This window comes from Thiomicrospira microaerophila (assembly GCF_000934765.1).
Taxonomy (GTDB): Bacteria; Pseudomonadota; Gammaproteobacteria; order Thiomicrospirales; family Thiomicrospiraceae; genus Thiomicrospira; species Thiomicrospira microaerophila.
This window is the reverse complement of the sequence record NZ_JYNN01000053.1, coordinates 1-13,185: the sequence shown is the minus strand read 5'-3', so window position 1 is coordinate 13,185 and position 13,185 is coordinate 1. Positions and strand designations below refer to the sequence as shown.

Below are 13,185 nucleotides of genomic sequence, written 5' to 3'. Positions count from 1 at the left end.
ATGATCTCATGAACCGAATGGCCAAAAAAAATCCAAGCTGAAAAAACCACCACAGCCAACACTAAAACCGACACGCAGGATGAGGTGGCATAATGCAGCAGGCCTGGTTAGCACCACAACTTAAAAAACTCGCGGCGATAAGTGTTATCAGCTTGTTCAGCCTCAGCAGTCACGCGACAGCACAACAACCGAAGATAGAACAAACGCCCTATCAAGATTGGCTGTTGGTGTGTGCGGAACAACAAGATTCAAAGCAGTGTCAGATGATGCAAACCCTCTCGGTTGAGCAGGGCGAACAAAGCCAGCGTGTGCTTCAAGCGATTGTGACAAGAAACGGCGAGCAGCGTTTGCTTGAAATCAGCGTGCCATTGGGTGTGGATTTACGCCCCGGTCTGCTAATTCAAATCGATGAAGGTGAAGTCGGTTCCGCCCCCTATTTAACTTGCAACGCCAACGGCTGTGCCGCTGTGATCGCGTTAGATAATAAAGTATGGCGTCAACTCAGAGCAGGGCAGAAGGCTAAAATCGGGATTCGTGGATTAGGGCAGCCTGAAAACACGGTCTTGCAGCTATCGCTAAAAGGTTTTACCGCCGCCAGTAATGCGTTGATACAAAATTAAGGCGTCTCGTCATTCCGGCGAAGGCCGGCATCTTTAGCCTGCAACGCATACCCTCAAGAGATCCCGGCCTTCGCCGGGATGACGGGGTTTTTTATGCCGGCTTTTTTTGGGATGACGGCGCTAGGTAAAAAATTAGTCATTGCGAGGCCGATGGCCGTGGCAATCTCTGGCAAACTGCGCACGCCCTTGAGAGATTCAGGCTTCGCGCTGACTTTGTTGGCCGTGTCGCTGTGCTCCTCGCAATGACGGGGAATTTTTTTTCAGCTATAATCACTGGCCAAAGAAAGCAAAATAGAGAGTCGAGATGCCTAAGTTTTTTAACACCGCAGGACCTACCATAAAAGCGGATCACTATCATATTGACCCGCTTTCAAGAGTGGATTGGGAGGAGATAGCATCACTCATCGCTCAAAAACGCTACTTTATTCTCCATGCGCCACGCCAAACAGGCAAGACCTCGACACTTATCGGTATGATGGAGGCGCTAAACGCGGGTGATACCTATGCCTGTGTTTATGCCAATATCGAAGCAGCGCAGGCGGCAAGAGGCGACGTGCAAAGGGGGGTTGAAGCCATTTGTAGTGTCATTGCAAATAGTGCAGCAAGATATTTAAATGACCAAACGCTAAAGACCTGGTATTACAGTAAAGATGCGCAAGCCACATCCTATGAGAATAAGCTAACAACGCTATTAGAGCTTTGGGCGCAAACCACCCGCAAACCCACAGTACTCCTGCTAGATGAAGTCGATGCGCTGATAGGCGACACCCTCATCTCGCTGTTGCGCCAAATCCGAGCAGGATACGCCCAAAGACCCGAAGCCTTTCCCCATGCTCTGATTCTCTGTGGTGTGAGAGATATAAAAGACTACCGCATCCACACCCAAGACCATGAAATCATCACCGGCGGAAGTGCGTTCAACATCAAAGCCGAATCCATACGAATGGGCAACTTCACCTACCAAGACTGCAAAGCGCTTTGGCTGCAACACACCCAAGCGACAGGGCAAACATTTGATGAAAAAATCTGGGATAAACTCTGGAGCGACACCCAAGGCCAGCCCTGGCTCGTCAACGCGCTAGCGCATCAACTCACCTGGAAAAACAGAGAACTCAGAGACAGAAGTCTACACATAAGCTACGCGCACTACATGATCGCCCGAGAAGAGCTGATACAAAGCCGAGCCACCCACCTCGACCAACTGACCGACAAGCTGCGAGAAGAGCGGGTTTATAACGTCATCTCCTCGATTATTGGTAACAGTGAGTTTGAAATCACCAAAACCCTTAAACCCGATGATCAGCTCTATGTAGAGGATTTAGGGCTTATCGTCTCTAAGCCCAATGTTCACATAAGCAATGATATTTACAAAGAGATCATCCCAAGAGAGCTCACATGGCTCACCCAAACCAACATACCCAACCAAGAGCAGGCCTGGTACCTAAACGAAGACAACAGTCTTAACACCAAAAAACTGCTGTTAGCCTTCCAAGCGTTTTTCCGCAAAAACGCCGACTCCTGGATAGAACGATTTCAATACAAAGAGGCCGGCCCCCAGCTTCTGCTCCAAGCTTTTTTACAGCGCATCATTAATGGTGGAGGTCGCATCCATCGTGAATACGCACTCGGGCGAGGCCGAACCGATATCTTTATCGAATGGCCGACAACAGAACAGGGCTTTTTTGGCCCTATGCAGCATATCGTGATAGAAACCAAAATACTCTACGCCAACCTAGAAGAAACCACCCAAAAAGGGATAGAACAAACAAAAGAATACATGAGCAAGGTAGAAGCCAGTGAAGGCGTGCTGATAATATTTGATCGAAGCTCAACTAAAAGCTGGGATGAAAAGATAAGCCATAAAGAACAAGACGGGCTGTTGGTGATGGGCTGTTAGCAGGGATGTTTGAGGTCATTTCTCGTCATTCCGGCGAAGGCCGGAATCTTAAGCCTGCAACGCAAACCTTCAAGAGATCCCGGCCTACGCCGGGATGACGGTTATTTTTATGACGGCCTTCGCCGGGATGACGGCGCTAGGTAAAAAGTCAGTCATTGCGAGGCCGAAGGCCGTGGCAATCTTTTGCAGACTGCGCACGCCCTTGAGAGATTGCCGCTGCGCTTCTCGCAATGCGTTTGCCCTGCTATCTACTTGGATGTTATGCGTGTTTTAAGTTGTTTGGAGTGTACAATAAATAACCTTAAACTAATTGTGATTATCAAAAAGGTGTCTATGTGAAAGCAGAACATACTAACAAACCCATTATGAATCGGCCTTCCCCAAAGATTTTGTTTATTTCGTGGCTGGTTTATAGCTTTTTAATCCTCGCTTATTTAGCCTATCAATCTGGGTTGGATGGCATTTTTTGTTTGAGTCGTTAATATGATAAACATAGTTAAACATTGGCTGGTTCAAGAGGCTAGCTACGATCCGATACTGAGACCATATCGTGAAGCGGCGGATCAGATCATGTTTAAGATGACGCTGTTTCTTTTTGTGGTCTGCTTGGCACTTGCGCCGATAAATAATACCTTTGATGCTTTGCTTTTAATTGGCATACCTACGGTGGCGCTGGCCTATTGGTTTGCAAAGCACCAGTCAGGGGCGTTAATCACCCGATTCTACATGGGCAGCGCCTTTATGATTTTTACAGGCCTGATTATTCATCAGCTTAATGGCGATATTGAAGCCCATTTCTCAGCGTTCGGTTTGATTGGCGTGTTGTTGTATTATCGAGATTGGCGCACGATCGTGGTCGCGACCTTGGTGATTTATATGCATCATCTGGTTTTAGGTTATGCGCAAACGCTGGGTGTGCCGGTGTATGTGTTTGATGATGTGAATTTCTGGGAACTGTTTTTTATTCACGTTGCCTATTTTTTGCCGTTTATCGGCATGATGCTTTATTTGAGTATTAGCCTGCGACGTGAAGGCTATGAGAATAAAAATGTGCTCGCCATTGCCCAAGAAATCACTCAGGGCAACCTTGTGAAGGATAAGGAGATTCCAGCCGAATTGATGAAGATGCCGTTGATTCATTCGGTGGTGACGATGAAAAATCGGCTGTTGGATTTATTGCGTGTTATGCCGGTTCCAACCCTAGTGATTCGACTGGATCAACGCCAAATTGTGACGGTTAATGAAGCTTGGCAAGCTAAAATAGGCCCTGCCTGGATAGGCATGGAGTTAGAGCAGGCGATACAAACGGTTGAGGTGAATCTTTGGCATGATTTGTTGGCGACCTTAGAGCAAAGTCCGAATAAGTTGATTGAGAAAAAAGAAATCCACCTCAAGAACCAAGATGGTTCAGTCATTTTGTGTGAGGTCTCGTTGATTATGCACGATGAAACCCATCCTACTATGGTGATTTTAACGCTGGATGATATTACCGAGCGCAGAGAAAATGAGATTAAAATTAAAAACCTGGCTTACCATGACCAATTAACGGGTTTGGCCAACCGAGCGCGCTTTCATCAGTTTTTGGACATGGCCTTTGAGGATTATCAAGACCAACAAACTCCGTTTGCGATTTTTTTAATTGACCTTGACGGCTTTAAACCGATCAACGACACCTATGGGCATGATGCGGGGGATGATATTTTGCGTTTTGTCGCCAAACGTTTAACGCAACAAGCACGTCAAGGGGATTTGCCAGCTCGAATTGGCGGTGACGAATTTGTGGTGCTGTTGAATAATTGCCAGGACAAGCAAGAAGCGCAAGTTGCTGCCACACGTTTGCTAGAGGCGATTCGCCAACCTATCATGTTGCGACATTTGCAGATAGAGGTCAGTGTGGGCGCCAGTATTGGTCTTGCGCATATTGCGGCGGGTGCCCAAACCGATGAGGAATTGATTAAACAGGCGGATATTGCGATGTATCAAGCCAAGGAGCGCGGTAAAAATCAAGTGGTTTGTTTTTAACGGGCGCAATAACAACATAAACCCCGTCATTGCGAGGAGCGCAGCGACGCGGCAATCTCCAGCCAACTGTGCACCACAACCCCCGTCATTGCGAGGAGCAAAGCGGACGCGGAAATCTCCAGCCAACCGCACATCCCCCGTCATTCCGGCGAAGGCCGGAATCTCCAGCCGACTGCGCACTGGTTTAAAAGATTGCTTCGCTCCGCTCGCAATGACGGAATATTATTGTCATTGCGAGGAGCAAAGCGACGCGGCAATCTCTTGAGGGCGCGCCATACCATCAAACCTATCCATTCTGCTATACTAACATCCTGTAAAAACACTCAGCAGGGCCAGCGCATGAAAGAAAAATACCTCAACCTATTCACTGATTACGGCTTCAAACGCCTATTTGGCGAAGAGGACTCGAAAGAAAACCTGATTGCGTTTTTAAATACCCTCTTGCCGCAAAAACATCAAATCCAAGCGCTCAACTTCACCCATAACGAAAAACTCGGCGCCACCCAGCTAGATCGCCGCGCGGTGTTTGATCTCAACTGCACCAGTCCTAGCGGTGAACACTTCATTGTTGAAATCCAAAAAGCCAAACAAAAGTTCTTTAAAGACCGCAGTGTGTATTACGCCAGCTTCCCGATCCAACAACAAGCCGAGCGCGGCAACGACTGGGATTTTGAGTTGGATGCGGTCTATACCATCGGCATCCTAGACTTTGAATTCGACGAAGACAAATCCGCTGGCAACAAAGATGTGGTGCATACCGTACAGCTCAAAAACCAACACAACCAAGTCTTCTACGACAAATGCATGTTCATTTACCTCACCATGCCCAACTTCACCAAAACCGAAGACGAACTCGAAACGGACCAAGACAAATGGTTATTCCTATTTAAAAACCTGCACAAACTGCACGATGTGCCACGCCGACTACAACAACAAATTTTCCTACGCATCTTCGAAAAAGCCAGCATCGCCAAGTTCACGCCCGTAGAGCGCCAAACCTACGAAGCCAGCCTAAAATACTACCGCGACATGAAAAACGTGATTGATACCCATGTTGAAGAAGCCGAAATCCGCGGCGAGGAGCGGGGGATTGAAAAAGGCATTGGTATTGGAATCGAAAAAGGCCGTGAAGAAGGTATAGGTATTGGCGAAGAACGAGGAGAATTAAAAAAAGCCCTTGAAATTGCTAAAAATTTGCTTGATGTACTTGATAATCAGACCATTTCACTTAAAACCGGTTTGACCATTGAACAAATCCAAGCGCTGCGCGCGAAAACGAGCTAGCATTGGTAGGTCTATTGATAGTCCAGGGCAGACGCATCTAAAGTAATTAATAAATCAACAGCTTACAGTCAAGTCTCGCTCCCACGTTGAACGTGGGAGCGCCTTAGACTTGGGTTTGAGCGCTGTTTCATAGGTTAAATCGGTCTGCATTCCCACGCACAGCGTCACTGCCATTAAGTTAAGAAAAAAACGGTCATTGCGAGGAGCGCAGCGACGCGGCAATCTCTCAAGGGCGTGCGCAGTCTGCTAGAGATTGCCACGGCCTTCGGCCTCGCAATGACGCAAGTTGGTTAGCTCCGTGTTGTCACTCATTCCTTAACTTAATGGCAGTGACGCACAGCGTGGGAACGAGATAGTATAGCCACTTCAGACCTTGCGCTGGTTCAAGAGATTGCTTCACTTCGTTCGCAATGACCGCGGGTGGGGTTGTTTGAAATGAGCTGTGCTTTTTTGCCTCGCTACGGCCGGTTTGGTCTGGCGGGCCTCTGCTTAAATAGATTGAAATTCGCGCATTTGCTTTTGAATTTCGTTGGTTAAGGCTTCTACGGCGGTGGTTTGTTTGAACATGCGTACGAGCTTGCCATCGGGGTTAATTAAATAGCTGTAGGTGGAGTGGTCAATGCTATAGCTCATGGCGCTATTGGATTGGTAGACCTTTTCCCAGGTTACCCCATAGGCTTGGGCAACCTGTGTGATCTCGGTTTGATCGGCAGTGGCCGCCTTAAAGTTGGGGTTGAAATACTGGGCATACTGCGCTAGCAGTTCGGGCGTATCGCGTTCGAAGTCCACCGAAACAAACATCATCGCAATGTCATGAACACCCTCCTTGTGCAATTGGTTAAACACCTGATTCCAGCGTGCCAAATCCGTCGGGCAGACATCGGGGCAGCTGGCATAGCCAAAATAAAGTACCAGCCACTGACCGTTAAAATCATCGAGCGAAATGGGGCCATCAACCGTGTTAAGCGAAAATGGACCGCCTGAGGGCGTAGGCTTAATCGTCGTTAAAGCATAGAAGCCCATAATCAGTACGGCTAGGACAAACGCAATACCCAGATTTATTTTTAGCATTAATAAAACGCCCTACGTTATTAACCCGGATGTTTAGCTTCGCTTTCTTCGATTCATAAATTCGCGTGAGCTTTATAAAATATCCGGGTTCATTAAAATCGCCATAGACCGACCAGGCCTGGTGGTTTTTTGGTTGTATTTCCATTAAGGTTTTGAGTCTGTAGCTGTTTGATCTGCTTGTTGTTTTTCGTGTTGTTCAATCGCTTTGAGGGCGGCGGATTTGGCGCGGATGTTAAACGTGAGTTTGGCGACCTCTTCAAATTGTTTCGCGAAGTGAACGCTCATGTCGGCTTTTAGGTAGTCGGGCAGTTCGTTGAAGTCTTTTCGATTGTCATCGGGTAGGATGAGTTCTTTAATGCCCACGCGTTTAGCCGCGATGACTTTTTCGCGAATGCCGCCTACAGGCAGCACTTGGCCTGTTAAGCTGAGCTCGCCTGTCATCGCCATCGGGGTTTTGATGGGTTCGTTGCGTGCTAGCGAGAGCAGGGCGGTCGCCATGGTGATGCCCGCGCTCGGGCCGTCTTTGGGTGTCGCGCCATCGGGTACATGTAAATGTACAAAGGCTTCGTCAAAAAATTTGGGGTCGGCTTTGTATTGGTCAAGGTGTGAGGCGATATAGCTATAGGCAATCCCTGCTGATTCTTGCATCACTTCGCCGAGCTGGCCTGAGAGTTTAAAGCCACGATTGAGGGTGTGAATACGTGACGCTTCGATACTGAGGGTGGCGCCGCCCATTGATGTCCAAGCCAGCCCGGTGACCGTGCCGATTTCGAGTTGTGGCTTTTCAGGGGTAAAGCGCGGTTGGCCTAAATAGGTTTCAAGATCATTGATGTGCAAGCGCACCTGTTCAACTTCGCCGAGCACCAGTTTCATGGCGACTTTGCGAATCAGTTTGGCGAGGAGTTTTTTGAGGTTTCGCACTCCAGCCTCACGCGCATAGCCTTCGATCACTTGGCGAATTGCCGCTGGGGTGATTTGCAGCTGTTCTTTAGTCATCCCCGCTTCTTTCAGCAAGCTTGGCCAGAGATGGTGTTTGGCGATTTGGAGTTTTTCTTCGGTGATATAGCCTGATAGGCGAATCACTTCCATTCGGTCGAGTAATGGGCTAGGGATGCTGTCGAGTGTATTGGCGGTGCAGACAAACAGCGCTTTGGATAGGTCAAAGCGCAGATCCATAAAGTGATCCATGAATTCATGGTTTTGTTCTGGGTCGAGGACTTCGAGCAGCGCCGAGGCAGGGTCACCGCGATAGGAGGCGCCAATTTTGTCGACTTCATCCAGCATAATCACGGGATTGGCGGTTTGGCAATCTTTAAGGGCTTGAATAAACTTGCCGGGCATGGCACCAATATAGGTACGGCGATGGCCTTTTATTTCGGCTTCATCGCGCATGCCGCCTACGGAGAAGCGGTAAAACTGGCGGTCGAGTGCTTCGGCAATCGAGCGGCCAATCGAGGTTTTACCGACACCGGGCGGGCCCACTAGGCAGATAATCGAGCCGGATATTTCACCTTTTAACGCGCCGACAGCAATAAATTCAAGGATGCGGTCTTTAACATCGTCCAGCCCATCGTGGCCTTTGTCGAGCATGCGTCGTGCGCGTTTGATGTCGAGCTTGTCTTTACTGTGTTGTCCCCAAGGCAGTTGGGTTAACCAGTCTAGCCAGTTGCGTGATACGCCGTATTCGGGTGATTGGGGGTCAAGAATATTGAGTTTGTTGAGTTCTTCTTCGGCTTTTTTGCTGGCTTCGTCACTGAGTGTGAGTTTGTCGAGACGTTCACGGAACAAATCGGCATCGGCGGTACGGTCATCTTTAACAATGCCCAGCTCTTTTTGAATTTCTTTGAGCTGTTGGCGGAGGAAAAAATCGCGCTGTTGGTCGTTCATTTTTTCTTCAACGCGTTCACGAATATTAAATTGTAATTTGGTGACTTCAATTTCGTGTTTAAACAGCGCCAACACTTTTTCCAGCCGTGATAATAAATCAAGGGTTTCGAGCACATCTTGCAGTTGTTCGGGCTTAGCGGTTGTCACGGCGGCGGCGAAGTCTACCAGATGTTCAGGGTCTTCAGGGCTGTAGCGGTTTAAGAAATAACGCAACTCTTCACTGTAGAGCGGGTTGAGTGGTAAGAGTTCACGAAACGCATTCATGATTGCTAAACCATAGGCTTTGTATTCCTTATCGGTAGCGGTACGAACATCACTTGGGTAGCTAACCTTGGCTTTGTAGGGGGCGGATTCGTTGACCCAACCCTCGATTTGAAAGCGACGTAAGCCTTCGGCGACGAGTTGAATGTGGTTGTCACGTATTTTAGGTTCGTGAATACGGATGAGCGTGCCGATTTTATGAAATTCGTCTGGCTTGGCATTGTGGTGGTCTTCGTTATCAACATACACTACGCCAACATGTTTGGCTCCAGTATCCATAATCGCTTCAATGGTGTCCAGCCAAGCCGATTTGTTTAAAATAACGGGTAGGGTTTGGCCAGGGAAGAAGGGGCGTTCTTTAATAGGTAAAAGAAAAACCTCGTCAGGCAAGGATTGATTCGGTTTGCTCGGTAGGGTGAGGTGTGCTTGATAATGCACCTCTTCGACCGCTTGGGTCTCGTGCGTGATGTTTTCATCGCCTTGGTTTTCTAATTCTTGATCACTCATACGGGCTTCGATTTCTTATTGTTGATGTAATACGGTATCATATGCGGGTAATGACGAGAAATTTCAAGGGTAGGGCATGGAAAAGATAAAAATTGGGTTTGTAACGGTATCCGATCGTGCCAGTTCGGGTGTGTATGAAGATTTGGGTGGGCCAGCGATGCAGCAATGGATTTCGCAGGCATTAACGTGCGAATGGCAACCGGTTGCGAAATTGATTCCGGATGAGCAAGCTGTGATAGAGCAAACTTTAATAGAGTTGGTGGAGCAGCAGGGCTGTTGTTTGATTCTAACCACCGGTGGCACCGGACCTTCTAAGCGAGATGTCACGCCTGAGGCGACGATAGCGGTGTGTGATAAGGTGTTAGATGGCTTTGCGGAACAAATGCGTGCCGTGTCACTCAAATATGTACCTACGGCCATTTTATCGCGTCAGGTCGCGGGCACGCGCGCTGAATGTTTGATTATCAACCTACCCGGTAAACCGTCTGCGATTGGTGAGTGTTTAGAAGCGGTGTTCCCCGCTGTGCCCTATTGTATTGATTTAATCGATGGGCCGTTTTTAGAGACCGATGAAACCTTTGTAAAGGCTTTTCGTCCGAAACACGCAAAACAAAAGGCGTAATAGCAAGATGAATGCAACGGATCAATTGAATTTTCATTATGACGGTTTACACACGCTACAGGATTTTATTCGCTGGGGCGGTTGCTTGTTTGAGCAGGCTGAGCTGGTGTTTGGTCATGGCACGGATAATGCGTTTGATGAAGCCAGAATGCTGGCTTGTTACGCCATCCATTTGCCCTGGTCGGCGGTACCGGATTTTGTATCATCCCGTTTGAGCTTGGATGAGCGTCAAAAGGTCGCTGAACTATTCAAACAGCGCATTTTAACGCGCAAACCCGCGGCTTATTTAACCGGCGAAGCCATGTTTGCTGGCTTGCGTTTTTATGTCAACGCGCATACGCTGGTGCCACGTTCTCCGATTGCGCAATTGATTGCTGAGGGTTATGCACCTTGGGTTGAGCCGGATGCTGTGGAGCGGGTATTGGATTTGTGTACCGGTTCGGGCTGTATTGGTATTGCGAGTTTGCAGCATTTGCCGAATGCGACGGTGGATCTGGTGGATATTTCGCCGGATGCCTTGGCGGTTGCGCAGCGAAATATTGCGCGTTATGATTTGCAACAGGTGGCTCGGGTTGTCGAGTCTGACTTATTTAGTGCGTTAAAAGGCGAGCGTTATGATTTAATTGTGTCTAATCCGCCCTATGTTGATGAGATTGAAATGCAGGCTTTGCCGCCTGAGTTTCAAGCTGAACCGGCGCTGGGTTTAGCCGCGGGCGAAGATGGGTTGGATTTGGTGCGCAAGATTTTGGCGCAGGCGGCGGATTATCTTACCGAAGACGGTGTGTTGATTGTTGAGGTGGGCGTGTCGCAGTATTATCTTGAATTAGCTTATCCTGAATTGCCTTTTTATTGGTTTGAATTTGAACAGGGCGGTGAAGGTGTATTCGCCATCAATCGCAGTGAATTAGTGCTGTTTGATGATGTTTTGAAACAGCGTATGGGTGATGGCGTTTGATGGTGATGCGAGCGTAAAAGGAGTGAGCATGGGGTGCAGGCAGCTTAGGTGGTTTTTTTTGTTAATGAGCATGACTTGGCTTGTGTCCGCAAATGAACCTTTGCTTGACTTGGCTGCTGAGCTTGAGGCGCATATGGCGGCGCAGGAGCGTGCAGGGCAAACGCCTGATGCGTCTGATGCGCCGGTGGCGGAGGAGGCTGCACCGTCGGCCGAGAGACAAGGGGCACCCGCTGAAGCGGACGCAGAGTTAAAAGCATCAAGTGGTGAGCGCGTGCCGCCTGTCACGCCTGAGCCCGCAAAGTGGGGTTATTCTGCAGACAAAGCACCTCGGTTTTGGCATAGATTAGACCCAAATTATTTGGGTTGTGCGACGGGGGTCATTCAATCGCCGATTAATTTATCAAGTCATCAAGCAATTAATGCGCCTAGTATGCCAGGGTTAGATATTATTTATCGGCCTGTACCGCTACGGTTAACCCATGACCATCAAGGACTGCGCGGTGATTATCCATTGGGTAGTTTTATGCGGTTAGATAACCAGCGCTTTGAATTTACCCATTATCGTTTTCGCACACCGAGTGAGCATCATCTAGAGGGCTTTGCGTATCCAATGGAAATACAGTTTTTTCATCGCGATGGAGAGGGACGCCAGTTAGTGATGAGTGTTTTGGTGCAAGAAGGGCGACCTAATGTATCCTTAGCGACGATTCTTGAGCATCTACCCAAAGAAAAAGACAGTCTACATCTTGTTGAAGATCTTAATTTTAATCCAGTTCGGTTTTTGCCTGAAAGTAAACATTTTTATCGTTATTTGGGGTCGCTGACAACACCACCCTGTACCGAAGGGGTGATTTGGATTGTGTTTCAACAACCGATTGAGGCCTCGATTCGACAGCTGATCACCTTACATCAGGTGTTGGGGGATAATAGTCGCCCTGTACAGGCGCTGAATGGGCGTTTACCTTTGAAGTCTTGGTTGCGCGATGCGAGTCGTAGTGGCGGTCAGTTTTCAGCACCGACAACGCCGGGTTATTATTTCGATTTTTAGATAAATTATTAAAAAAGGTTTTTTATGATATGCAGTTGTAATAATCTTACAATTAATTTATAGTTAAATCATATTGTTTTGAGAAGTTGGTTTTATGAGATTAATTAAAGCAACAGAAGACTTTAAACTGCACGGTCATTCCTATGAAGACTTTCCTTTAATCGTTAATTCTGAAATGGAGTTGGTGTGGGAAGTGAATCAGTTCTTAATCTATTTTTGCATTACCAGAGGGCGAGTCGAAAGCAAGAATACTTGGTGGCGTTACGGTCAGGATATGTATGATTTTTTCGGTTGGCTTGAGGGTAACAATTTAGATTGGCGTTCAAGTTTAGCGACTACTCAGCATTCAGTCATTGCCGCTTATCGTGACTGGTCAGTGAATCAAGGCTTATCTTCAACAACCATCAATGGACGATTAAGAATCATCATTCAGTTCTACGAATTTGCGCTAAGAAATCACTGGATTGAATCTGTTCCTTACGACATTGAGACGGTAATTATCAACAAAGGCAAAGGCTTCTTAGCGCATACGGATAGGTCAGGAAACCAAAAAAATACGGCTAATGTGATGCTTAAAGAAAATGTTGCCGCTTTACAGATTTTGACTAAACAAGAGGTCAAAACTTTAATGGCTCACCAGTGTTTTATCTCTCAGCAACTAATTTATCGTTTAGCCCTTCAAACAGGCATGCGTAAAGAGGAATTGATGACGTTTCCAGAGAGTTACATACAAGACCCTAAAACCAAGCGTGGTAAGGCGATTGTGCCGGTTGTATTGAGTTCCAAGGATATGGCGGTGGTAAGCGGTCAAGGTGGCACAAAAGGCAATAAGGAACGAACAATTCATATCCCTATATCCCTATATGAGCGGCTGTGGCAGTACAAGTTGCATGAACGATATGAATTGCTAGTAAAGAATGAGGTCAGTGAACAGAAAGCATTGCTATTGAATCGGTTTGGGCGACCTTATTCGATAAAAGGCTCGATACTGAATACGAAACTTAAAGAGAT

10 protein-coding genes are annotated in these 13,185 nt (G+C 47.6%); 8 read left to right on the top strand and 2 right to left on the bottom strand.

The features are described 5' to 3' along the window. The first annotated feature begins 92 nt into the window (after positions 1–92). The 4 genes from NA59_RS11335 (at position 93) to NA59_RS11320 (ending at position 5,823) form a co-directional block, all read left to right on the top strand. The gene (locus NA59_RS11335) at positions 93–620 is read left to right on the top strand and encodes an invasion associated locus B family protein (RefSeq protein ID WP_052501640.1); all 528 of its coding nucleotides are present in this window, start codon (positions 93–95) and stop codon (positions 618–620) included. A 304-nt stretch (positions 621–924) separates the two neighbouring features. Further along, on the top strand, positions 925–2,517 hold the full coding sequence (locus NA59_RS11330) for an AAA-like domain-containing protein (protein ID WP_044412643.1): 1,593 nt from the start codon (positions 925–927) through the stop codon (positions 2,515–2,517). Between the two features lie 483 nt (positions 2,518–3,000). Beyond that, positions 3,001–4,539: a sensor domain-containing diguanylate cyclase gene (locus NA59_RS14480; RefSeq protein ID WP_052501639.1), complete on the top strand. Its 1,539-nt coding sequence runs from the start codon at positions 3,001–3,003 to the stop codon at positions 4,537–4,539. Between the two features lie 339 nt (positions 4,540–4,878). Further along, positions 4,879–5,823 (top strand): Rpn family recombination-promoting nuclease/putative transposase, encoded by a 945-nt coding sequence (locus NA59_RS11320; RefSeq protein ID WP_044412640.1) that lies wholly within the window; start codon positions 4,879–4,881, stop codon positions 5,821–5,823. Between the two features lie 489 nt (positions 5,824–6,312). Here the strand turns inward: NA59_RS11320 and NA59_RS11315 are convergent, their stop codons facing one another. After that, a complete protein-coding gene (locus NA59_RS11315; protein ID WP_052501638.1) occupies positions 6,313–6,894 on the bottom strand; it encodes an SCO family protein in 582 nt (193 codons plus the stop codon). Positions 6,895–7,038: 144 nt separating this feature from the next. Continuing rightward, positions 7,039–9,549 carry an endopeptidase La gene (gene lon, locus NA59_RS11310; protein WP_083945055.1) on the bottom strand — a complete coding sequence of 837 codons (2,511 nt, stop codon included), beginning with the start codon at positions 9,547–9,549 and terminating at the stop codon, positions 7,039–7,041. A 76-nt stretch (positions 9,550–9,625) separates the two neighbouring features. Between lon and mog the strand changes: the two genes are divergently transcribed. The 4 genes from mog to NA59_RS11290 form a co-directional block, all read left to right on the top strand. Continuing rightward, on the top strand, positions 9,626–10,171 hold the full coding sequence (mog, locus tag NA59_RS11305) for a molybdopterin adenylyltransferase (protein ID WP_044412637.1): 546 nt from the start codon (positions 9,626–9,628) through the stop codon (positions 10,169–10,171). 7 nt (positions 10,172–10,178) lie between these two features. Continuing rightward, a complete protein-coding gene (gene prmB / locus NA59_RS11300; protein ID WP_044412635.1) occupies positions 10,179–11,126 on the top strand; it encodes a 50S ribosomal protein L3 N(5)-glutamine methyltransferase in 948 nt (315 codons plus the stop codon). Between the two features lie 64 nt (positions 11,127–11,190). Continuing rightward, entirely contained in the window at positions 11,191–12,174 is a 984-nt protein-coding gene (locus tag NA59_RS11295; RefSeq protein WP_044412645.1) for a carbonic anhydrase, read from the top strand. A gap of 94 nt (positions 12,175–12,268) precedes the next feature. After that, positions 12,269–13,185: tyrosine-type recombinase/integrase (locus NA59_RS11290; protein WP_044412632.1), on the top strand; the 917-nt coding region annotated here is incomplete at its 3' end.